The sequence below is a fragment of the Amycolatopsis sp. FBCC-B4732 genome, from assembly GCF_023008405.1.
GTDB classification, from domain to species: domain Bacteria; phylum Actinomycetota; class Actinomycetes; order Mycobacteriales; family Pseudonocardiaceae; genus Amycolatopsis; species Amycolatopsis pretoriensis_A.
The window spans coordinates 7,150,880-7,173,147 of the sequence record NZ_CP095376.1 but is presented as its reverse complement, the minus strand read 5'-3'; the positions used below and the strand labels follow the sequence as shown (position 1 = coordinate 7,173,147).

The window sequence follows — 22,268 nt, the reverse complement described above, 5'->3', positions numbered from 1 at the left end:
GGGAGAACGGCCGTGAAGGCCGCACCGGGCTGGTGCGGCCTTCACGGGGTGGGGATTGCTACACGGTCAACGTCCAGGAGGACAGGTAACCGGTGTCGGCGGGGCCGACGTCTCGGATGCGGAGCTGCCACGCGCCGTTCGCGGCTTCCGAAGAAGCGTTGACGGTGTAGGTGGTGTCGAGGTTCGGGGTCGAGTCGCTGCTGGAGTTCTTCAGCCGGTAGGCGGTGCCGTCCGGGGCGACGAGGTCGATGACCAGGTCACCGCGGTAGGTGTGGGTGATGTGCACCTCGACCTTGGTGGCGTTGGACGCGTTGCGCGCGCAGCCGCTGACGGTGCTGGAGCTGTTGACCGCGCTCGCCGGGTAGTCCGGGATGTCGAGACGCGTCGAGTTGGTCACCGGGGCGCACGAGGACGTCGTCCCGACGGTCAGCGTGTACTGCGCCGTGTGGTCGGTGGTGGCCCCGTCGGTGGTGACGGTGATCGGGTAGCTGCCGGTCGGGGTCGACGCGGTCGTCGCGATGGTCAGCGTCGAGCTGCCGCCGGACTGGATCGTCGCCGGGCTGAACGACGCGGTCGCGCCGGCCGGGAGACCCGACGCCGACAGCGTGATCGACTGCGCCGCGCCGGAGGTGATCGCGGTGCTGAGCGTGGTGGTCGCCGAGGCGCCCGGCTGCACCGAACCCGAAGCCGGGTTCAGCGCGACCGAGTAGTCCGCGCCGCCGCCGCTGCACGAGGTCGGCTCACCGGCCGCGGCGGTGACGGAGACGGCGTCCCACGCGGCCTTGGTGGCGTTGTACTCGGTGCAGCTGCCCGGGAAGAGCGCGATCGCGGCTTCGAGGGTCGCCTTGCGGGCGGCCTTGTGGTTCCACGACGAGGTCTTCTTCAGGAGGCCGTTGTAGAAGATCTTGCCGGCCTTCTGGATGCCGACACCGGTGACGCTGGAGCTGTTGCACGTCGGGCTGGTGGGCTTGCCGCCACCCGGGTTCGAGCCCTCGGCCAGCAGGTAGAACCAGTGGTTCTGCGGGCCGGCGGCCGCGTGCACCTCGGTGCTCGGGATCGACGACGAGTAGCAGTTCGGGTCGCCGACCTTGGACGGCTGGTACATGTAGCGGATCGGGCCCTGGCCGACCAGGTTGACGCCCTCGCCGACCTCGTAGTCAGGGGTGTCCTTGGCGTTGTTCGCGTACGCCTCGGTCAGCGCGCCGAAGATGTCACCGGTCGACTCGTTCATGCCGCCGTTCTCGTTGCCGGAACCGGCACCGCCCGGGGTGAACTGGAAGATGCCGTGGCCGAACTCGTGGCCGACGACGTCCATCGAGGTGGCCTGGCGCTGGTTGTCCTGCGAGTGCCCGAAGTGGGTCGAAGAACCGTTCCAGTAGGCGTTGACGTCGGCCAGGCCGACCGAAGCCGGGTAGCCGGTGCCGCTGCCGTTGATGCCGTTGCGGCCCAGCCAGTCGGCGAGCATCTTCCACTCGGTCTGGACGCTGTAGAGCACGTCGACGCAGCCGGTCTCGAGGTCCGTGCCGGTGCCGTTGCCCCACGCGTTGTCCGGGCCGCTGTAGACGGAACCGCCCTCGCGGCCGCAGCTGATGCCGGTGCGGCCCGGGTCGCGCATGGTGTACGTGCTGCCGGACTGCGTCGTGTCGATGGAGACGTTGCCGACGTAGTAGCTGTTCCCGGTGCCGGCGACGTTCACCGTGCCGGGCTGGGCCTGCGTCCGGGCGCCCGGGGAGAACGTCTTGACGTCGTCCCGCTTGTCGAGCACCGCGCCGGTCGCGGCGTCGACGAACACGTGCAGGTTGCTCGGTGCCGTGGCGGTGCGCCCGGCGACGACGACCTCGTACGCGAGCTTCGGGCTCGCCCCGGCCAGCACGACCTTCTCCGGCGTGCTCACACTGTCCACAGTGGCCAGTTGGGCGCGCGCGGTGGCCGCGGCCTTCGCGGCGTCGACGAGTGCCTGCGTCCCGACGGCGATCGGAGCGGTCTCGGCGGCGCTGGTGCCGCGCACCCGCCCGGCCCCGTCGGCGACGACGACCGCGTCCCCGCCCACGACCCGCAGGCCCTGGTAGGTCCGCTGGTAGGCGCCGTAGAACAGACCGCCGCCACCGGCGGTCAGGCCGACGCGCTGGAACGCCTCGGCCGGGCCGCGCTTGAGCGCGTCGAGGCCGGTCGCGGCGGCCTGGTCGGCCGCGCGGGCCGCGGCCACGTCCGGAGCTGCGGGCTGTGCTTGGGGAGTCGCGCTCGCCGGGGTCACCGGTAGCGCGAGCGTCATGGCGAACCCGGCGGCGGCCGCCAAGCCCGTCCTGAACCCACGATGGGTCATCGAGGTCAACCTTTCACGAAGGCAGAATCGAGGTCCGGTAAGGGAAAGAGGGGAGACGTGTCCGGTGGGCTAACAGCAGGTATGCGTCCGGACGCATCCGAGTAAAGGATCAGCGGATCTGGGCGTCAATGCGCCGAACGGACCAACGCCGCGTTCCGGATTCTCGGATCAATTCGTACAAAGCCCGCCGCAGCAGGGGATTCACGACGTGTTCCGTGCCGGAACGACTTTCGTAGGGATTGTCCCCGACACCATCCGATCGCCGGACGATCTCGATCATCGGGAATCGTTAGTGCTGCAAAGGAAAACGTTGTCGTGCCTGCTCAGTCGGCTTCCGCGCCCAGCGCGATGAGCCCGTCGCGCAGCACGTCCGCCGCCTCCGCCCGCCTGCCGGTCTCGCCGAGCAGCTCGCTCAACGGCCGCAGCGCGCGGACCAGCACCCCGCGTGCGCCCAGGCCGGTGGCCAGCTCGACGGCGGCACGCAGGTCTTCGGCCGCGCGCCGGGCGTCGCCGCGGGCCCTGGCCAGCGAACCCAGCTGCAGCCGCAGTTCCGCGGCCAGCGCCGTGCCCGACCCGACCGAGGGGCGGACCTGGTCGAGCAGCGCGGCCGCCGTTTCCAGCCGGCCCGCCGCCAGGTATTCGGCGGCGAGCTCGACGGTGATCGCCGGGACGTCGGCCGGCCCCGCCGTCTCCCGCGCCGCGCCGAGGTCGGCCAGCGCGCCCCCGACGTCACCCGCGCGGCCGCGGACCCGGGCCCTGGCCAGCAGGCAGTGCGCCATCGCCGGGTGCAGGGCCCGTTCCTGCATGAGATCGTAGGCCGCGGCGACCGACGCGGCCGCGTCGGCGAACCGGTCCGCCGCGAGGTGGCTGCGGCACACCTCGACGTGGCTGCGGGTCAGCTCGGCCAGCACCGCGGGGCCGCCCCGGGTGAGCCGCAGCGCCGAATCCGCGTACTCCGAAGCCCGCTCCAGATCGCCCTGGCGCAGGTGCCGCTCGGCCAGGCAGGCCCGCAGCGTCAGCAGCATCGACGGCTGCGGGTAGCCGTCGCGCAGCAGCTCCGCGTGGCAGGTTTCCAGCAGGTGCAGGGAATACTGCGCCTCGCCCCAGCCGCTGAGCACGGCCGCGCGCAGCGGCACGACCATCGCGCGCACCGGCGGCGGCTCGCCCGACAACGCCGTTTCGGCTTCGGCGACGTACTTCGTGCGGACGTCGCCCGTCGAGTACCCGGCCAGCCACAGCAGCGCGATCCCGGCCTGCCGCGGCCGGTCCAGGCGTTCGGCGTGCCGGCGGAGCCGCTGCATGCGGGGTGCCGCGCGGCGGACGTCGCCGGCCAGGAACCGTTCCGCCGTCTCGATCAGGTCGAGGTCCAGTTCGAGCAGCTCGCGCGGGGAGCGGCCGCCGAGCAGCTCGTCGGGGTCGATGGCGAGCTGCCGGGCGAAGAACCGCAGCGCGTCGCCCGACGGCGTCCGCGCGCCGGTTTCGACCGACGACACGTAGGCCGCGGAGTACTGCGGCCCGGCGAGCTGGCGTTGCGTGAGCCCGCGTTCGGTACGCAGCTCACGCAGGCGTTCGCCGACGCTCTCGCTCACTCGGGTGCCTTTCCGCCGTGGACGTTCCAGGGTAGGCCGCGCGGTGGCGGGGGAGTCGCCCGCCACCGCGCGGCCGGGATCAGCAGGCGCCGCCGTCGCTCCACACGGCCCACGAGGTGGGCGCGCCGGGCTCGGCACCGGTCGAGTACCACAGGGACGTCCACTTGTGACCGTTGTGGCCGACGACGTCGTTGGGCACGTACGCCTTCGCCACGTCCCACTCGGTGAGGCCGCCGCAGCCGGTCGGCGGGGTGCCGGTGCCGACGGTCAGCGAGAACTGCGCGCTGTGGTCGGCATCGGGGCCGTCACCGCTGACCGTCACCTGGCTGGTGCCCTGCGGCGTGCTCGCCGAGGTGGTGATGGTCAGCGTGGCGGTGCCACCGGACTGGACGCTCGCCGGGCTGATCGTCGCCTTCGCGCCCTCGGGCAGGCCGGAGGCCAGCAGCTGGACGGTCTGGGCGTTACCCGACGTGACCCGGGTGGTGATGGTCGTGGTCGCCGTCTGTCCGGGCTGGACGGACGCCGACGTCGGCGACAGCGTCAGCGAGTAGTCGTTGCCGGCCGGCGGCTGGCCGCTGCACGTCGGCTCACCGCTGACGGCGGCGACGCTCACCGCGTCCCAGGCGGCCTTGGTGGAGTTGAATTCCGTGCAGCTGCCGGGGAAGAGCGCGATCGCGGCTTCGAGCGTGGCCTTGCGGGCGGCCTTGTGGTTCCACGACGAGGTCTTCTTCAGCAGGCCGTTGTAGAAGATCTTGCCCGCCTTCTGGATGCCGACGCCGGTGACGCTCGAGTTGTTGCACGTCGGGCTGGTCGGCCCGCCGGATCCGTTGCTGCCCTGGGAAAGCAGGTAGAACCAGTGGTTCTGCGGGCCCGCGGCGGCGTGCACCTCGGTGCTCGGGATCGACGACGAGTAGCAGTTCGGGTCGCCGATTTGGCCCGGGTTGTACATGTAGCGGATCGGGCCCTGGCCGACGAGGTTGACGCCCTCGCCGACGGTGAAGTCCGGGGTGTCCTTCGGGTTGTTGGCGTAGTACTCGGTCAGCGCGCCGAAGATGTCGCCGGTGGACTCGTTGAGCCCGCCGTTTTCGTTGCCCGAACCGGCGCCGCCCGGAGTCGTCTGGAAGATGGCGTGCCCGAACTCGTGCCCGACGACGTCCATCGGCGTCGCCTGGCGCTGGTTGTCCTGCGAGTGCCCGAAGTGCGTCGACGAGCCGTCCCAGTAGGCGTTGACGTCGTTGAGGCCGACGCTCGCGCGGAAGCCGCCGCCGGCGCCGTCGATGCCGTTGCGGCCGAGCCAGTCGCCGAGCATCTTCCACTCGGTCTGGACGCTGTAGAGCGTGTCGACGCAGCCGGTTTCGAGGTCGGTGCCGGAGCCGTTGCCCCAGGTGTTGCTGCTCTTGGTGAAGATCGAGCCGCCCTCGCGGCCGCAGGCGATGCCGCGGCGGGCCGGGTCGGTCATCGAGTAGGAGCTGCCGGAGCCGGACGTGTCGATCGAGACGGTCCCGGCGTAGTAGGAGTTGCCGGTGCCCGCTTCGCGGACGTCGTCCCGGGTGTCGAGGACCGCGCCGGTCGCGCTGTCGACGAAGACGTGCAGCTTGGTCGGGTGGCCGCCGGTGCGGCCGCTGACGACGACCTCGTAGGCGAGCTTGGGGGCGTCCCCGGCCAGCACGACCAGCTTCGGCGCCTCGGCCTTGTCCACTGTGGACACCTTGGCCGCGGCGATCCTGCTCGCCTGCGCGGCGTTCAGCGTGGCCTGGGTGCCGACGGTGATCGGAGCGGTTTTCGCTGCTTCGGTGCCGCGGACGCGCCCGGCCCCGTCGGCGACGACGACCGCGTCCCCGCCGACGACCGGCAGGCCGTGGTAGGTGCGCTGGTAGGAGGCGAAGTAGAGCCCGCCGCCACCCGGGGTGACCCCGGTGCGGACGAAGGCCTCCCCGGCGCCCTTGGCGAGCCGGTCGGCGCCGTTGAGGGCGGCCTGGTCGGCGGCTCGCGCGGCGAGCGCCTCGGGTGGGGTGGCGGCGGGAGGTGCGGCAGCGGCGGCCGGGATCACCGGCACCGCGAAACTCAGGGCCAGGCCGGCGATCGCCGCCAGCCCTCGTGGGGATCTCATGGGGGAACCTTTCCGGGGACCGTGGGGAGTGTGTCCGCCGGAATAACTGCTGTTATTGCGCCGGACGCATCCGAGTAAAGGTTCCGGTGGTGCGCGGGTCAATGGGCCGAATGGCCCAGCGAGGTGCCGCCAAGATCACGGTGTCCGGGGCGAAACCGCAGGAAGCGGCCCGGTTGGCGACTGGTCTGAACCAATTCACCAACTTTGGTAGGAAATTTGGTTTTGGTCCGGACCACTGAGCCCAGTGGTCCGGCGAATCAGCCTTCGGTGCCCGCCGCCGAGTCCAGGCCGCGGCGGTAGGCCTCGATGGCTTCGGTCAGATGACCACGTTGTCGGAGCGCGTCGCCGAGCCGCAACGACGTCGAAACCGCGGCCCCGTGCAGCGACGCTCCCCGCTGGATCTCCGCCGCCTCGCGCAGGAGGCGGATCGCCGTCTCCGGGTCGCCCTGGGCCGCCGCGATCTGCCCCCGCAGCCCGGTCGCCTCGCCGAGCGCCTCCACGTCCCGGGTCAGCAGCGGCCAGACCTCGGAGACCAGCGCGGCCGCCTCGTCCGGGGCGCCTTGGCGGAGGCGGACCTCGGCCAGCTCGACCGTCGCGCCGGCGAGACCCTCCTCGGACCCGATCGCCGCCAGCTGGTCGCGGGCCGCCGTGAGCTCCGCGCGGGCCTCGTCGAGGCGGCCCACCCGCCGCAGCAGGTAGCCGCGCGCCCAGCGGCACCGCGCCGCGTCGCGGTCGAAGCCCACCGACGTGAACAGCCGGCACGCTTCCGTCAGGTCCTGCAACGCCTGGTCCGCACGCCCGATCGCCTGCCACACCTGCGATGCCTGCCGGTGGAAGCGCGCCACGAAGTCCGGCCGGGTGGCCGCCCGGGCCAGGCGACGGCCGTCCTCGGCCGCGCGGCGGGCGCGGTGCAGGCCGCCCATCTCCATCAGCGGGTGGATCAACGCGCTGAGCAGGCACAGCTCGGCGTCCGGGTCGGCCGGCCGGGTGGCCAGCTCGGCCTCGACGCGCGCGATCGCCGTGCCCGCGTCGCCGCTCAGGTACCGGCAGCCGGACCAGCGGTGCACGATCATCGCCCGCAGCCACGGCGGCGCGGCCGCCGCCAGTTCCTCCGCGTGCTCCAGCTCCTGCTGCGCACCTTCGACGTCGAAGAGCTGCCACTTCACCTCGGCCCGGCAGAACCGCGCGTAGCACTCGACGTCGTCGAGGTGGTAGCCGGCGGCCTGCTTCGCCACGGCCGCGAACCGCGTCTCCGCGTCGGCGACGCGGCCCTGCTCCAGGTCGCGGTAGCCCTCGTCGAGCGCCGTGTGCAACTCGTCCGCGACGCCCGGGGGACGGCCGAACCGCAGCTCGTCGACGGTCAGCCCGAAGCGTTCGGCCAGGTAGGCCAGCATCTCGTCCGAGGGGGGACGGCTGCCGGTCTCGACCTTCGCCAGGAACCCGCGGTCGTAGCCGGGCTCGGCGAGCTCGCGCTGGGTCCACCCGCGGTCGGTGCGCAACCGCCGGATCCGCGCGCCGAGCGGTTCGGTCATCTCCCCACGGTAGGTCATCGCCCGTGAAGTCGCGGAAACGGACATATTGACGCCCCGGACGCCGTCAGGCTAGCGTTAAATAGGAAACTTTCCTAACAAAGCGGAGGCCGATCATGCGCCTGCTTCCCCTCGCCACGGCCGCCGCCCTCGCCGTGCCCCTCGCCGCCGCCCCGGCCGAAGCCGCAACCCCGGCCGAGGTGCGCGTGGACCAAGTCGGTTACGCGCTGGGGGAGGCGAAGCACGCGTACCTGCTCGGGAGCGCGCCGGGGACGTTCACCGTCGTCGACGAGCGCGGGCACCCCGTCCGCACGGGCCGCACCGGCGCGAGCCTCGGAGCCTGGAACGCCCGCTACCCGGCGGTGTTCGACCTCGATCTGTCCACTCTGGACCGTCCGGGCACCTACCGGGTCAAGGCCGCGGGCGCGACGTCGCCGCCGTTCCGGATCGACACCGCGCGCCGGCTGTTCCGCCCGCACGTGCGCGCCACCACCGAGTTCTTCCAGGCCCAGCGCGACGGCCACGACGTCGTGCCCGGCCGGCTCGACCGCAAGCCTTCGCACCTGACCGACCGGGCCGCGACCGTCTACGCGGAACCGGAGTTCGCCGGCGAGGGCGGCGACGAAATCGTCGAACCGCTGAAGCCCCAGGGCGGCCCGGTCGACGTCGAAGGCGGCTGGGTCGACGCCGGCGACTTCGTGAAGTTCACGTCCAACACCGCGTATTCGCTGGCGGAGCTGGGTTTCGTGCTGCGCGAGGACCCGGACCCGGTGCTGGCGAAGGAGGTCCGGTTCGGTCTCGATTGGCTCGACAAGGTCTGGGACGGCCGGACCAAGACGCTCTACGCGCAGGTCGGCATCGGCACCGGCAGCGAGGAGTTCGGCTTCCTCGGCGACCACGACGTCTGGCGCAACCCGCAGGACGACGACGCCCTCGACGTCAAGCCCGGTGAGCCGGCCTACTTCGTCAAGCACCGCCCGGTGTTCCCGGCCGCCCCGGCGGGCGCGCCGCTCTCGCCCAACCTCGCCGGCCGCGTCGCCGCCGCGTTCGCGCTCGGCGCGCAGGTCCACGCGCACCGCGACCCGCGGCTGGCTCGTCACTACCTGACCGAGGCCGCGGCGGTGTTCGCCCAGGCCCAGACGGCGAACGTCGGCGAGCTCGTCACCGCGTTCCCGCACGCGTATTACCCGGAATCGTCCTGGGCGGACGACTTGGAGCTGGGCGCGACGCAGCTCGCGCTGGCGGCGCGGGCGTTGAAGGACCCGCGCGCGAACGGCTGGGCCCGCGACGCGGCGAAGTGGGCGAAGGCCTACATCGGCAGCGGCGACACGAGCACGTTGAACCTCTACGACACCAGCGCGCTCGCCCACGCCGACCTCGCCGGGCTGCTGCGCACCGGCGTCCCCGGCGCCGCGCTCGGCGTGCGCGACCTCGCCGCGGACCTGCGGCGCCAGCTCGACTCCGGCGTCGAGGCGGCGAAGCGGAGTCCATTCCGGACGGCGGTCGCCGTCACCGACTTCGACGCGGCCAGCAAGAGCTTCGGCTTCGCCGCCACCGCGCGGCTCTACCAGCGCGTCACTGGCGACTCCCGCTACGCCGCCTTCGGCGCGCAACAACGGGACTTCACCCTCGGGGCCAACGCCTGGGGCGTCTCCCTCGTGGTCGGCGTCGGCACGACGTCGCCGCGGTGCCCGCACCACCAGGCCGCGAACCTCGCCGGCCCGGCGAAGGTGCTCTACGGCGCGGTCGTCAACGGCCCCAACGGCGCCGACAACTTCGCCGACCTGCCGTTCCCCGCGGGCGCGAAGGAATGCACCCGTCCGTATGAATCCTTCGACGGGCAGGGAAGCCGCTACGCCGACGACTTGAGTTCATGGCCCAGCAACGAGCCGGCCATCGACTTCACCTCCACGGCACTGCTCGCATTTTCGCTGGCGGGCAGGCCGTAGTGACGGCTCAGGCGACGCCTTCGCTCGGCCGCTTGTGGTAGGTGTCCACGTACTCCTGGCCCGAGATCTCCAGGATCGCGTACATCACCTCGTCGGTGACCGACCGGCGGATCGCCGGGGCGTAGTCCTGGCCCTCGTAGCGCGAGAAGTCCAGCGGCTTGCCGAACGTGATGGAGATCTTCGCGGGCCGGGGGATCTTCGCGCCCTTCGGCTGGAGGTGCTCGGTGCCGGTCAGCGCGACCGGCACCACCTTCGCGCCGGTCGCCAGCGCCAGGGCCGCGACGCCGGTGTGGCCGCGGTGCAGCCGGCCGTCCAGGGAGCGGGTGCCCTCGGGGTAGATCGCGAAGACGCCGCCCGCGTCGAGGACCTTGCGGGCCGCTTCCAGCGCGGCGAGCCCGGCCTGGGCGTTGCCGCGCTCGACCGGGATGTAGCCGAGGCCGCCGACGAAGCCGGCCATCAGCTTGCCCTTGAGGCCCTTGCCGGTGAAGTACTCCGCCTTGCCGAGGAACTTCACCTGCCGCGGGGTCGCGAACGTGATCACGCCGGTGTCGAGCGCCGCCCGGTGGTTGGCCGCGAGCAGCACCGGGCCCGTGGTGGGCACGTTCTCCACGCCGTGCACCTCGGGCCGGTACAGCGCCCTGGCCAGCGGCCCCAGCACGAAGCGGACAAGCTGCGCGATCAAGTGGTCCTCCTCCTCGGTGGCGGTGACACCAGCATGGCACGATCGTTACTCGTGAGTTGGTTCGAGCGGCGTACGTGGCAGGAACCCGGTTGGACGCCCGCGGACATCGTGACCGCGAAGGGTGACCGGACGATTTCCGTCGTGCTACCGGCCCTCGACGAAGAGCGGACGGTCGGTGCCGTCGTCGCGTCCGTCCGCCCCCTGGTCGGTTCGGTCGTCGACGAGCTCGTCGTCGTGGACTCGGGTTCCACGGACGCCACGGTCGAAACCGCCGAAGCCGCGGGTGCGCGGGTCGTCCGCCGCGAGGACGTGCTGCCGGACCTGCCGCCGGTCCCCGGCAAGGGCGAGGTGCTGTGGCGTTCGCTGGCCGCGACCAGCGGTGACCTCGTCGTCTTCCTCGACTCGGACCTGGTCGACCCGGACCCGGCGTTCGTGCCGTCGCTGCTCGGGCCGCTGGTCACCGAGCCCGGCGTGCACCTGGTCAAGGGGTTCTACCGCCGTCCGCTGCGGCTGGAGAGCGGCGGCGGCGGCCGCGTCACCGAGCTGCTGGCCCGGCCGGTGCTCTCGGCGCTGCGCCCGGCGCTCGGCGGGCTGGTCCAGCCCCTCGGCGGCGAGTACGCGGGCACCCGCGAGTTCCTCGAATCGGTGCCGTTCGCCGCCGGGTACGGCGTCGAGATCGGGCTGCTCCTCGACGCCGAAGCGCGCTACGGCCTCGACGGGCTCGCCCAGGTCAACCTCGGTGTCCGCAAGCACCGGAACCGGTCGCTGCCGCAGCTGGGCGTGATGTCCCGCCAGATCCTGGGCACGGCGCTGGCGCGCTGCGACGTGCCGGCCGCCGACGCGCCGTTCACGCAGTTCGTCCAGGTCGACGAGGAGTGGCTGCCGGACGTCACGGACGTCCGGGTCGCCGACCGGCCGCCGATGCGGGAAGTGCTCGCCCGTCCTCGAGGGTGAGCACCTCGTCGAAGCCGTCGAGGTGCTCGGGGCGGTGGGTGACCAGGACGACCGTGCCCTTCGCGTGCGCGAGGACGTTCTTCAGGACGGCGTCGCCGTGCGCGGGGTCGAGGCCTTCGACGGGCTCGTCGAGCACCAGCACCGGCGGGGCCGCGAGGACCGCGCGGGCCAGGACGAGCCGCTGCCGCTGACCGCCGGAGAGCGCGTCGCCGTCCGGCCCGGTGCCGCGGTCGAGGTCCAGGTCGAACCCGGCGACCGCGCAGGCTTCCCGCAGCTCGTCGTCGGTGGCGGCCGGCTTCGCGAGCAGGAGGTTCTCGCGGACGGTCGCGTGGAAGACGTGCGCGTCGGCTTCGGCGCCCGAGATGGTTCCCGACAGGTCGGCGTACTCGCCGAGCGGGTGGCCGTCGAGGAGCACCCGGCCTTCGGTGGGTGCCTGGCTGCCCAGGAGGAGGCGGAGCAACGTCGTCTTGCCGGCGCCGCTGGGGCCGAGGATCCCGACGCGCTTGCCGGGCGGCAGGTCCAGGTCGATCCGCTGGAGCGAGGGGGCCCGGCCCGGGTGGCGGACGCCGGCGCTTTCGAGCCGGAAGTGCCCCTTTTCCGGCGTCCGGGCGCCTTCGGGAGCGGGCGGCTGGGCCAGGACGGCCCGCACGAGGGCGGCCGACGCGCGGATCTCCGGCACCCGCCGGGCGGCCCCGACCAGCGGGAGGACGACCTCGAAGCTCGTCATGGCGGCCAGCGTGAGCGCGGCGGTCCAGGGCACGGAGGCACCGGCCAGCAGCGCGACGGCGACGGCGGTGCCCAGCTGGACGAGCACCCCGGCGGCGCCGAGCAGCGCGGCCGTACCCGAGGTGGCCCGCTCGCTCACGGCGATCCCGTCGACGACACTGGTCGCCCGTGCGCGGTGTTCGGCCAGCGCGCCGGCGGCGACGAGCTCCCGGTGCCCGGTGACGAGTTCGACCGCGCGCTCGGCCAGTTCGGCGCGTTTCGGGGCGTTCTCGCGGGCGGCACGGGCGGTGGTGCGGATGACCAGCCAGGGGAGCAGTACACCCGCGACGAGCAACCCGGCGGCGAGCACGGCGGCGGCACCGGCGGAAGCGGTGGCCACGACGACGACCGCGGTGGACCCCACGAGCGCGGCGACCCCGGCGGGCAGCAGCCACCGCAGGACGGCGTCCTGCAGAGCGTCCACATCGGACACGAGCCGGGTGAGGAGGTCTCCGCCGGAGAACCGTGAGCTGGACACGAGGGCCTGGTAGACGCGGGTGCGCAGCGCCCCCAGCCACCGCAGGACGACTTCGTGCCCGGCGAGCCGCTCGGCGTAGCGAAGGCCACCGCGCAGCAGGGCGAGGGTCCGGACGCCGACGATGGCGACGGTGAGCGCCCCGAGCGGCGGCCGTTCGGCGGCACGCAGGAGCAGCCAGGCGGCGGTGGCCATGAGCGCGAGGGCGGCGAGTTCGGCCCCGGCCCCGAGCAGTGCGGCTCGGACGAGGCGGAGGGTGTCCCTTGTGGACACGGCCCAGAGCGCCCCAATGTGGCGTTGGTTGCGTCCAACGCACCGGACGCCACATTGGGGCGCTTGGGCTGTGCGCCTCACGCCGCCACCTCCGTGCGGATCCGGCCGTCGCGGAGTTCGACCACCCGGTCCGCCAGCGCCACCAGCGCCGGCCGGTGCGCCACCAGCACCGCGGTCCGGTCCGGCAGCAGCCGCCGGGTCGCCGAGAGGACCGTTTCCTCCGTCCTCGAATCCAGCCGGGTCGTCGGTTCGTCGAGCAGCACCAGCCCCGACGACGTCCGCGCGAGTGCCCGTGCCAGTCCCACCCGCTGCCGCTGGCCCGCCGACAAGCCCTCGCCCAGCTCGCCCACCTGCGTCGCGTACCCCGCGGGCAAGCCCGCCGCCACCGAGTCCAACGCCGCGGCCCGGGCGGCGGCCGGCACGTCCGCGGACGGCAGTCCCAGCGCGATGTTCTCCGCCAGCGACCCCCGGAACAGCGTCGGCCGCTGCGGCACCCAAGCCACCTCGTCGAGCCACTCCGCCGGGGACAGCGTCCGCAGGTCCACCCCGTCGACGAGCACCCGCCCCGACGTCGGCGTGACGAACCCCAGCAGCACCGCCAGCACCGTGCTCTTCCCGGACCCGCTCGGCCCCACCAACGCGATCCGTGACCCGGCCGGCACCGTCAAGTCCACTTCGGACAGCGCCGGGACGCCGTCGTAAGACACCGAAACCCGCTCCAGCGCCAGCGAAGGCGCACCCCGCCGCCGAGTCGAAGCCGCGGAACGACGAGCAACCACCGGTACCGCAAGGGCTTCTCGCAACGCCGTCAGCCCCTCCGCCGCCGCGTGGAACTTCGCGCCCGCCGCGCGCAGCGGCAGGTACGCCTCCGGGGCGAGGAGCAGGACGAGGAGAGCCGTCCGCGCGTCGAGGCCGCCGTCCAGGAGGCGGAACCCGATCGGCACCGCGACCAGTGCCACCGACATCGTCGCCACGAGTTCCAGCACCAGCGCCGAAAGGAACGCGATCCGCAACGTCTTCATCGTCGCGTCGGCGTGCGCGGCGGCCATCGACCGGACCGTCGACGCCTGCGCCGCCGCCCGGCCGAACAGCCGGAGCGTCCCCAATCCCCGCACCACGTCGAGGAAGTGGCCGCCCAGCTTGGTCAGCAGCGACCACTGCCGCTCGGTGCGCATCGCCGTGTGCTTGCCGACCAGGATCGCGAACACCGGGATCAGCGGCAGCGTCGCCGCGACGATGAGCGCCGACACCAGGTCCGTCGTGAACAGCCGCACGATCACCGCGACCGGCACCACCACCGACACGACCAGCGACGGCAGGTACCCGGTCAGGTAGCTGTCCGTGGCGTCGGCCCCGCGCGTCACCTGCGTCGCCACGACACCCGCGCGGTCGGCGCGCGAATCGAGCAACCGGCGGCGCAGGCCGCCGCGCACCGAAGCCGCGAACCGTCCACTGAGGACGCCGTGACCCCACGAAAGCATTGCTCTCGCGCCGATCGCGACGACCAGCACCGGTGACACACCGCCGCCGGTGAGCAGCGTGGCGAGACCTTCGGCCTGGAGCAGCACCGCGGCGGCGGTGAGCACCCCGAGCGCGGCCAGCACGGCCAGGTAGCGCCGGAGTCCGGGTAGAGCGGGCACGGCGTTCCCCCTAGAAGTGCAGCAGCGAGCGCTGGTCGACGGGATGGCGGTGGGCGCGCCAGGTCAGCCACTGCACCACCAGCAGCACCAGCAGCGACGGCGGCGCGAACCAGGCCAGCACCGCGAACGTCCCCGGCGCCGTCGCCGCCTGCTCGACCGTGAGCGCGTACCCGGGCGAAACCAGCACGGCGGGGAACCGCAGCGTGCCGGCGAGCAGGGCCGGGCACGCGGCCAGGACCATCGAGCCGAGCAGCGCGACCCGGTACCGCTTCGCGAAGAGACCGAGCCAGGTGACGGCGAGGGCGGCGAAGGCCAGCACGACCACACCCACGCCGAGCGCGGTCACGCCGTCGAGCGTGAAGCACCCCCACCCCGTCGCGATCACGAGGAACGCGAGCACCGGCGCGGTGAACGCGCGGGCCAGCCGCACCGCCCGCCCGGTCAGCTCGGCCGGGGCGCGCACGGCGAGGAAAGCCGCGCCCTGCAGGGCGAACAGGGCCACGAACCCGAGCCCCCACAGCACGGCGTACGGGCTGAAGAGCGCGAGGACGTCCCCGGACGGCGAGCCGTCGGCGGTCAGTGGCAGCCCGACCACGAGGTTGCCGAGGAACAGCCCCCACGACAACGCCGTCACCACCGCGCCGCCGACGATGCCCGCGGTCCAGGCGCCGCGCCGCGCGTCTGGGCGGCGGCTGCGCAGCTGCATCGACGCCGTGAACGTGACCAGGCCGAGCAGCAGCGTCACGACCAGGACGTACGCCCCGGCGAACACCTTGCCCTCCAGGTGCGGGAACGCGCCGAACAGCAGCCCGACCGCCGCGACCAGCCACACCTCGTTGGCCAGGAAGAACGGGCCGAGCGCGCCGAGCGTCTGCCGCCGCCGTCGTTCGCCGGTCTCGAAGGCGGGCAGGAGCATCCCGACGCCGTAGTCGTAGCCCGCGAGCGCGAAGTACCCGCAGGTCAGCAGGCCGAGCACGCACCACCAGATCGTCACCATCGGTCAGACTCCGCTCAGGACGGGCAGTTCGGCGGGCTCCTCGACCGGCTCCGGGCCGCGCTTGGCGACCCGCGCCATGAGCACCCAGTCGGCGACCGCGAGCGCGGCGAACAGCAGTGTGAAGGCGATGAAGGAGAACAGGATCTGACCGGCCGGGACGTCCGCGACCGCGTCGGCGGTGCGCAGCTTCCCCCAGATCAGCCAGGGCTGACGGCCGAGTTCGCGCACCAGCCAGCCCATGATCGACGCGAGGAACGGCAACGGGATCGCCGCGACCATCAGGTAGTGCAGGAACCGGGCTCGGGTGAGCCAGTTCCGGAACAGCAGCAGCGTGCCGAGGAGCGCGCAGAGGAACATGGCGAACCCGAGGGTGATCATCGCGCCGAGGGGCGCGCCCACCGCGGCTTCGCGAAGCTTGTCGGGCTGGTACACCTTCAGCCGGCCGAACTGCGCGAAGCCCTGGTTGACCACGAAGATCGAGCCGATCAGGGCGGCGACCACGCCGATCCGCATCGAGCGGCGGAAGAACTCGACCTCCGTCGTGCGCTTGAGGAAGTGGTACGCGCTGACGCCGACCACGAAGAACCCGCCGGTCACCAGCGCGGCGCTGACGACGTGCGGCAGCGACGCGGCCAGCGCCGGGTTCGAGAACAGCGCGCCGAAGTCGTCGAGGTGCAGCGTGCCGCCCTCGAGCCGGCTGCCGACCGGGTTCTGCAGGAACGAGTTGGCCAGCATGATGAACAGCGCCGACGCGTACGCGGTCAGCGTGACCAGCCAGATCAGCGTCAGGTGCAGCCACCTGCCCATCCGCCCGAAGCCGAAGATCCACAGGCCGAGGAAGGTCGACTCGAGGAAGAACGCGACCAGCGTCTCAATGGCCAGCGGTGCGCCGAAGACGTCGCCGGCGAATGTGGAAAGCCCGGTCCAGGTCAGCCCGAACTGGAATTCCATCACGATTCCGGTGACGATCCCCAGCGCGTAGTTGATGACGTACAAGCGGCCCCAGTAGCGGGTCATCCGCAGCAGTTCGGGCTTGCCGCCGACCGCCGCGCGCGTCTGCATCACGGCCACCATCGTGACCAACCCCAGCGTGAACAGCACGAACAGGAAGTGGATCGAAGTCGTCGTCGCGAACTGGAGTCTCGCGACCGGGAGTGCGTCCATGGCGCCCGACTATATACGTAGGCTGGCTACATGTAGCCGTCAAATCCATGAGATCCGGGTCATCTCCGGGATATCCCCGGGTGCGTCCCCGTGGCCGGGGCAATAGCCTCTCCGGGGTGGGATGCGTAGACTGCGTACCTATGAAGGCGGACACCTTGCGCGGGCACCTCGACGCGTTGCTGCTGGCGGTCCTCGACGGCCGGAAGCTGCACGGCTACGCGATCATCGAGGCGCTCCAGCTGCGCAGCGACGGCGCGCTCGACCTGCCGACCGGCACGGTCTACCCGGCGCTGCGCCGGCTCGAACGGGCCGGCTGGCTGGCCAGCGAGTGGGACGTCGTCTCCGGCCGCAAACGGCGCACCTACCGGCTCACCCGCTCCGGCCAGCAGGCCCTGGCCGCCGAACGTGCCGAGTGGCGGGAGTTCACGACGGTCATCGGGGGAGTGCTGGGCGCATGATCGAGGAGTACCTGGGGGACCTGGACCGCAGGCTGCACGGCTGCGGCCGGTTCAAGGCCGACCTGCTCGGCGAGGCCCGCGACGGCCTGCACGACGCCGCCGAGGCCTACCGCGCGGGCGGCTGGAGCGACGAGGACGCCGAGCGGCGCGCGGTCGCCGACTTCGGCCCGGCGGCCGTCGTCGCCCGCGACTACCAGGCCGAGCTCGGCATGCTCAGCGGCGTCCGGACGCTGTGGAAGCTCGTCATCGGCGTCCCGGTGATGCAGGTTTCGTGGGACTACGCCCGGATCCTCACCTTCGGCGAGTGGACGAAGATCTCGACGCCGACCCCGGAGTGGTACAAGGTCGTCACGCACGTCACCCACGGCGCCGTGTTCGTCGTCCCGGTGATCGGCGTGCTCGCCCTGCTCGGCATCCGCTGGCTGAGCCGGCACCTGGACGGCGCCGGGCTCGCGCGGTTCTGCGGCACCCTCATCGCGCTCGCGGTCGGTGTCAACCTGGCTTCGGTCGGGCTGCTGATCGGCACGACCGGGTTCGTCGACGCGTCGAGGCTGGTCCTGAGCGTCCCGTGCGCGGTGCTGATGGTCGTCTGGGTGCTGCTTTCGCTGCGGCTCGTCGTGCTCGCGCGACGATCCTGGGGTGGATATGCCACGATCGTCGCGTGACGACCGCGCTGATCTACCTCGTAGTCATGCTGCTGGTGGCCGCCGTGGTGTTCCTGCTGGCCGCCGTGGTCTTCGGCCGGGGTGAGGAGCTCGCCCCGCTGCCGCCGGGCAGCTCGCCGACGCGGCTGCCCGCCGAGGACATCACCGGCGAGGACCTGACCGAGGTCCGCTTCCAGCTGGTGCTGCGCGGCTACAAGATGTCCGAAGTGGACTGGGTGCTGCGGCGCCTCGGCGTCGAGATCGACGAGCTGCGCGAGCGCGTGGCCGAGCTGGAGCAGCGTGAGCGCGAGCGCGAGAGTTCGCCCGAAGGCGCCCAGTGACGGATCTGATCCTGTCGGTCGACGTGCGCGCGCCGGCCGGGACGACCTGGCTCGCGCTCACCGACTGGACGCGCCAGGGCGAGTGGATGCTCGGCACCGAGGTCGAGGTCGTCGAGGGCAACGGCCGCAGCGTCGGGTCGCGGCTCTCGGCGTTCACCGGCGTGGCCGGCATCGGGTTCACGGACAAGATGGAGATCACGAGCTGGGAGCCGCCGGTGCGGTGCGCCGTCCGGCACCTCGGCCGCGTCGTGCAGGGCACCGGCGTCTTCCAGGTGGTGCCGAAGGGCGCGCAGCGCTCGACGTTCGTCTGGGCCGAGCACCTGCGGCTGCCGTTCGGGCCGCTGGGCCGGCTCGGCTGGCCGGTGGTGCGCCCGGCGTTCGCACTGGGCGTGCGCCAGTCGCTGCGGCGGTTCGCGCGGTTCGCGGAGGACTACTCGGTGGGTGGGGATGAGTGAGCTGGCCGGCGCCGACGGCGTCGCGAGGTGCAGCTGGGGCAATTCGGCCCCGGACTACGTGGCCTACCACGACGAAGAGTGGGGCGTGCCGCTCCACGGGCAGGACGAGCTGTACGAGCGGCTGTGCCTCGAGTCGTTCCAGTCCGGGCTCTCGTGGATCACGATCCTGCGCAAGCGCGAGAACTTCCGGAAGGCGTTCAAGCGGTTCAAGCCGGCGAAGGTGGCGAAGTTCGGCGACGCCGACGTCGAGCGGCTGATGCAGGACGCGTCGATCGTGCGGAACCGGGCGAAGATCCTCGCCGCGATCAAGAACGCGCAGGCGATCGCCGCGTTGGACACCCCGCTCGACGACCTGCTGTGGTCGTTCGCGCCTGCTTCGCACCGGCGCCCGAAGACGATGGCCGACGTGCCGGCCATCACCGACGAGTCGAAGGCGATGGCGAAGGAGCTGAAGAAGCGCGGCTTCGTCTTCCTCGGCCCGACCACGTGCTACGCGCTGATGCAGGCCACCGGCATGGTCGACGACCACGTCCAGGGCTGCTTCCGCGCGGGCTCGTGAGTGTTCAGGGCGGTTCTGACCGCCCCGAACACTCACGAGGTCACTTGCCCTGGAAGGCCGGCTTGCGCTTGCCGACGAAGGCCTCGACGGCTTCGGTGTGGTCGGCGGTCGCGCCGAGTGCGGTCTGGGCGGCGTCCTCGGCGGCGAGGGCCTCCTCGAACGTCGACTGCGCGGCCAGGTTGAGCACGCTCTTGATCTTCGCGTAGGCCACCGTCGGCCCGGCCGCGAGCTTCGCCGCGACCTTCTGGGCGCGGGCGGGCAGCTCCTCGTCCGGCACGACCTCGCCGACCAGGCCGAGGCGCAGCGCCTCCGCGGCGTCGACGGTCCGGGCCAGCAGCATCAGCTCGGCGGCGCGGCCGTAGCCGACCAGCCGCTGCAGCGTCCACGAAGCACCCGAGTCCGGGCCGAGCCCGACGTTGGCGAAGGCCATCAGGAACGACGACGACTCGGCGGCGATCCGCAGGTCGGAGGCGTAGGCGAACGCGGCCCCGGCACCGGCGGCGGTGCCGTTGATCGCGGCGATCACCGGCTTCTCCATCGAGACGATCGCGTTGACGATCGGGTTGTAGTGCTCTTTCACGGTGTGTAGCGGGGCGGGGTCACCCGCTTGCAGCAGCCCCACGTGCTCCTTGAGGTCCTGGCCGGCGCAGAACGCCTTGCCCGAGCCGGTCAGCACCACCGCGCGGACGGCTTCGTCGTCCGCCGCCTCGCGCAACGCCGCGAGCAGTGCTTCCTTCAGCTCGACGGTCAGCGAGTTGTACGCCTGCGGCCGGTTGAGGGTGAGGGTGCGCACCCCGTCGGCGTCGGCGATCAGCAGGACGTCGGATGTGGTCACGTCTTCTCCTTGCGCGGAAACATCGGTCGTCCGACAGTCTCACACCCCTCGCGGGCCGCATACCAGCACCGATACGGCGGCAAAAGATCGGTCCGCTGATGCGCCCGGCCGCTGATGAGGGACAATGGACACCAGACCCGGCTGGCTTTCACGCGAGCGCGACCCGGGCGCGCCGGTTGAGACGGAGGGAGCACGCTATGGCGGCCATGAAGCCCCGGACCGGAGATGGTCCCCTCGAAGTGACTAAGGAGGGGCGGGGCCTCGTGATGCGCGTACCGCTCGAGGGCGGTGGGCGACTCGTCGTCGAACTTTCCGCGGAAGAAGCGAAGGACCTCGGCGCCGCACTGGCGGAGGTCACCGGCTAAAAAGCCTCCCTCGAACCGTCCTTCCGTCGCACCCCGGTCTCCCTTCGGAGGCCGGGGTCGCGGTTCCTCTGCGCCCGAAGGTTGCTCACTGTGCGTAATCCGCTACCCCCCGTTCCGACCAGCCTGCTCGACATCGAGGTAGCGGCGGAGCTCCGCCGCGGCACCCCGACGGCCCGGTTCGTGACCGCGCCGGCGGACGACGTCGAGTCCGAGCCGCTCGAGGTCGGCGGCGTCCGGATCACCGGCAAGGCGGGCGACGTGCAGACGGTCCCCGGCGACGGGCCCCGCTGGGTCGCGGGCCTCGGCGACGGCGAACCGAAGCAGTACCGCAAGACCGGCGCGGCGCTGGTCCGCGCGGTGAACGCGGCGCTGGCGGACGACGTCGGGAGTGGCGCCAAGGCGTTCCGCGCGGTGCAGGTGGCGCTGCCGGAGGAGGCGTCCGGCGAGCACGTGACCGAGCTGGCGCTCGGGCTGCTGCTGGGTGGCTACCGCTTCAAGGTGACGGGCGAAGACCCCAAGCCATCGGTCCGGACAGTGCGGCTGGTGACCGCGGACCCGGCCGCCGGCGAGCTGGTCGCCCGCGCTTCGGCGCTGGCCGCGGCGACGGCGCTGACCCGCGACCTGGCGAACACGCCGTCGAACGTGAAGACCCCGGCGTGGCTGGCGGACACGGCGTCGAAGGTGGCCGGCCCGGACGTCGAGGTGACGATCCGGGACGAGAAGTGGCTGACGACACAGGGCTTCGGCGGCGTCGTGGCGGTCGGCGGCGGCTCGGCGCGCCCGCCGCGGCTGATCGAGATGGCGTACCAGCCCGCGGGCGCTTCGCGGCACCTGCTGCTGGTCGGCAAGGGCATCACGTTCGACACGGGCGGCCTGTCCATCAAGCCGGCCGACGGCATGCACCTGATGCGCACGGACATGGCGGGCGGCGCCGCGGTGATCGCGGCCACCCGCGCGATCGCGGCCCTGGGCCTCCCGATCCGCGTGACGGCCCTGGTGCCCGCGGCGGAGAACCACGTGTCGGGCTCGGCGTACCGGCCTGGCGACATCGTCCGCCACTACGGCGGCAAGACGACCGAGGTGTCCAACACGGACGCGGAGGGCCGGATGGTCCTGGCCGACGCGCTGGCGTACGGGATCCGCAAGTTCGACCCGGACTACGTGGTCGACGCGGCGACGCTGACGGGCGCGATGAAGGTCTCGCTCGGCCTGCGCACGGGCGGCCTGTTCGCCTCGGATTCCGCACTGGCCGAGGCGGTCGTCGCGGCGGGCGCCCGGGTGGGCGAGGCGTGGTGGCGCATGCCGCTGGTGGAGGACTACGCGGAGAACGTCCGCGGCGAGTTCGGCGACGTCCGGCAGACGCCCGGCGGCCCGGGCAGCATCACGGCGGCGTTGTTCTTGCGCGAGTTCACGTCCGGGTTGCCGTGGGCGCACCTGGACATCGCCGGACCGGCCCGGTCGGAGAAGAACTACGACGAGGTGGTCCCGGGAGCGACCGGCTTCGCGGCGCGGACCCTGGTGGAGCTGGCTGCTTCGCTGGGCTGAGGTTTGCCCACAAGTCGTGGGGGCTGTGGACAACCTGCTGTTCGTGGGCGGGTTTGTCCGGCGGTGCCGATAGACCGGACGTGGGACGCCCCGCCCTTCGGCGGTTTCCAGGAACCGTATGAGCCGGGATCGGTCTATGCGTGGCAAGCCCCGAACCTCGTCATCCTTCGCGCTGGCGGGTCAGGGTGGGGGCAGCCGGGAAGCGGCGCGGCGGGTCGGGGTCGACTACCGGACGGCGAAGTACTGGCGGGCCGCGGCGAAGGCTGCCACCGCGCCGAGCTGGGGCGTCCGGTCTCGACGATCAGCCGGGAGCTGGAGCGTGACCGGCAACCGGAGGGCAGCTACCGGCCTCACCAGGCGCACGAGGTGGCCGCCGACCGCGACCGGAAACGAGCAAGCCGGCCGCAGATCCGGGGTTGCGGGCGGTCGTTCCGGATGGGCTGGATCAGCGGCGCAGCCCCCCAGCAGATCAGTGCTCGGCTGCGCCGGGACCACCCCGACCGGTCGGAGTGGCACGTGACCCACGAACAACCGATCTGCCGGTGCACACCGCCGACGAGCTCGATCGTGCCGTAGCTGAGCTCAACGACCGACCACGTATGACGCCGGGTTGGGA

At 72.3% G+C, this 22,268-nt stretch carries 20 protein-coding genes; 9 read left to right on the top strand and 11 right to left on the bottom strand.

From position 1 onward, the window contains the following. Positions 1-58: 58 nt before the first annotated feature. From MUY14_RS31600 to MUY14_RS31580, 5 genes are all read right to left on the bottom strand, one after another. Entirely contained in the window at positions 59-2,323 is a 2,265-nt protein-coding gene (locus tag MUY14_RS31600; protein WP_247014555.1) for a M4 family metallopeptidase, read from the bottom strand. Positions 2,324-2,432: 109 nt separating this feature from the next. Then, positions 2,433-2,603 carry a hypothetical protein gene (locus MUY14_RS31595; RefSeq protein ID WP_247014554.1) on the bottom strand — a complete coding sequence of 57 codons (171 nt, stop codon included), beginning with the start codon at positions 2,601-2,603 and terminating at the stop codon, positions 2,433-2,435. A gap of 43 nt (positions 2,604-2,646) precedes the next feature. Further along, positions 2,647-3,912: a helix-turn-helix transcriptional regulator gene (locus MUY14_RS31590; protein WP_247014553.1), complete on the bottom strand. Its 1,266-nt coding sequence runs from the start codon at positions 3,910-3,912 to the stop codon at positions 2,647-2,649. A 79-nt stretch (positions 3,913-3,991) separates the two neighbouring features. Next, entirely contained in the window at positions 3,992-6,022 is a 2,031-nt protein-coding gene (locus MUY14_RS31585) for a M4 family metallopeptidase (RefSeq protein WP_247014552.1), read from the bottom strand. Between the two features lie 257 nt (positions 6,023-6,279). Beyond that, on the bottom strand, positions 6,280-7,572 hold the full coding sequence (locus MUY14_RS31580) for a helix-turn-helix domain-containing protein (RefSeq protein WP_396126604.1): 1,293 nt from the start codon (positions 7,570-7,572) through the stop codon (positions 6,280-6,282). Between the two features lie 95 nt (positions 7,573-7,667). Between MUY14_RS31580 and MUY14_RS31575 the strand changes: the two genes are divergently transcribed. After that, a complete protein-coding gene (locus tag MUY14_RS31575; RefSeq protein WP_247014550.1) occupies positions 7,668-9,500 on the top strand; it encodes a glycoside hydrolase family 9 protein in 1,833 nt (610 codons plus the stop codon). A gap of 7 nt (positions 9,501-9,507) precedes the next feature. Here MUY14_RS31575 and MUY14_RS31570 read toward each other — a convergent pair whose 3' ends face one another. Next, entirely contained in the window at positions 9,508-10,182 is a 675-nt protein-coding gene (locus tag MUY14_RS31570; RefSeq protein ID WP_247014549.1) for a 1-acyl-sn-glycerol-3-phosphate acyltransferase, read from the bottom strand. A 51-nt stretch (positions 10,183-10,233) separates the two neighbouring features. Here MUY14_RS31570 and MUY14_RS31565 point away from each other — a divergent pair, with 51 nt between their 5' ends. Then, positions 10,234-11,136, top strand: a complete 903-nt coding sequence (locus MUY14_RS31565) for a glucosyl-3-phosphoglycerate synthase (protein WP_247014548.1) — start codon at positions 10,234-10,236, stop codon at positions 11,134-11,136. Here MUY14_RS31565 and cydC read toward each other — a convergent pair. From cydC to MUY14_RS31545, 4 genes are all read right to left on the bottom strand, one after another. Continuing rightward, positions 11,072-12,649: a thiol reductant ABC exporter subunit CydC gene (gene cydC / locus MUY14_RS31560; RefSeq protein WP_247014547.1), complete on the bottom strand. Its 1,578-nt coding sequence runs from the start codon at positions 12,647-12,649 to the stop codon at positions 11,072-11,074. The genes MUY14_RS31565 and cydC overlap by 65 nt on opposite strands. Positions 12,650-12,726: 77 nt before the next feature. Then, positions 12,727-14,289 (bottom strand): thiol reductant ABC exporter subunit CydD, encoded by a 1,563-nt coding sequence (gene cydD, locus MUY14_RS31555; protein ID WP_247014546.1) that lies wholly within the window; start codon positions 14,287-14,289, stop codon positions 12,727-12,729. A gap of 10 nt (positions 14,290-14,299) precedes the next feature. Next, entirely contained in the window at positions 14,300-15,286 is a 987-nt protein-coding gene (locus tag MUY14_RS31550; protein WP_247014545.1) for a cytochrome d ubiquinol oxidase subunit II, read from the bottom strand. A 3-nt stretch (positions 15,287-15,289) separates the two neighbouring features. Further along, on the bottom strand, positions 15,290-16,450 hold the full coding sequence (locus MUY14_RS31545) for a cytochrome ubiquinol oxidase subunit I (RefSeq protein WP_247014544.1): 1,161 nt from the start codon (positions 16,448-16,450) through the stop codon (positions 15,290-15,292). A gap of 140 nt (positions 16,451-16,590) precedes the next feature. Between MUY14_RS31545 and MUY14_RS31540 the strand changes: the two genes are divergently transcribed. Genes MUY14_RS31540 through MUY14_RS31520 form a run of 5 tightly spaced genes read left to right on the top strand, consistent with a single transcriptional unit; the run spans position 16,591 to position 18,907 of the window. Beyond that, on the top strand, positions 16,591-16,908 hold the full coding sequence (locus tag MUY14_RS31540; RefSeq protein ID WP_125307115.1) for a helix-turn-helix transcriptional regulator: 318 nt from the start codon (positions 16,591-16,593) through the stop codon (positions 16,906-16,908). Beyond that, positions 16,905-17,573 (top strand): permease prefix domain 1-containing protein, encoded by a 669-nt coding sequence (locus tag MUY14_RS31535; RefSeq protein ID WP_247014543.1) that lies wholly within the window; start codon positions 16,905-16,907, stop codon positions 17,571-17,573. The genes MUY14_RS31540 and MUY14_RS31535 overlap by 4 nt, the downstream gene beginning before the upstream one ends. Continuing rightward, positions 17,570-17,893, top strand: a complete 324-nt coding sequence (locus MUY14_RS31530; protein ID WP_247014542.1) for a DivIVA domain-containing protein — start codon at positions 17,570-17,572, stop codon at positions 17,891-17,893. The genes MUY14_RS31535 and MUY14_RS31530 overlap by 4 nt, the downstream gene beginning before the upstream one ends. Beyond that, positions 17,890-18,348 carry an SRPBCC family protein gene (locus tag MUY14_RS31525; RefSeq protein ID WP_247014541.1) on the top strand — a complete coding sequence of 153 codons (459 nt, stop codon included), beginning with the start codon at positions 17,890-17,892 and terminating at the stop codon, positions 18,346-18,348. Before MUY14_RS31530 ends, MUY14_RS31525 begins: the two co-directional genes overlap by 4 nt. Continuing rightward, positions 18,341-18,907 carry a DNA-3-methyladenine glycosylase I gene (locus MUY14_RS31520; RefSeq protein ID WP_247014540.1) on the top strand — a complete coding sequence of 189 codons (567 nt, stop codon included), beginning with the start codon at positions 18,341-18,343 and terminating at the stop codon, positions 18,905-18,907. The genes MUY14_RS31525 and MUY14_RS31520 overlap by 8 nt, the downstream gene beginning before the upstream one ends. A 40-nt stretch (positions 18,908-18,947) precedes the next feature. On the opposite strand, the gene MUY14_RS31515 is transcribed toward MUY14_RS31520, so the two are convergent. Next, positions 18,948-19,742 carry an enoyl-CoA hydratase-related protein gene (locus MUY14_RS31515; protein WP_247014539.1) on the bottom strand — a complete coding sequence of 265 codons (795 nt, stop codon included), beginning with the start codon at positions 19,740-19,742 and terminating at the stop codon, positions 18,948-18,950. Between the two features lie 197 nt (positions 19,743-19,939). On the opposite strand from MUY14_RS31515, the gene MUY14_RS31510 reads away from it, so the two are divergent. After that, positions 19,940-20,107 carry a DUF3117 domain-containing protein gene (locus MUY14_RS31510; RefSeq protein ID WP_013222969.1) on the top strand — a complete coding sequence of 56 codons (168 nt, stop codon included), beginning with the start codon at positions 19,940-19,942 and terminating at the stop codon, positions 20,105-20,107. A gap of 90 nt (positions 20,108-20,197) precedes the next feature. Next, positions 20,198-21,652: a M17 family metallopeptidase gene (locus MUY14_RS31505; RefSeq protein ID WP_247014538.1), complete on the top strand. Its 1,455-nt coding sequence runs from the start codon at positions 20,198-20,200 to the stop codon at positions 21,650-21,652. Positions 21,653-22,268 lie beyond the last annotated feature (616 nt).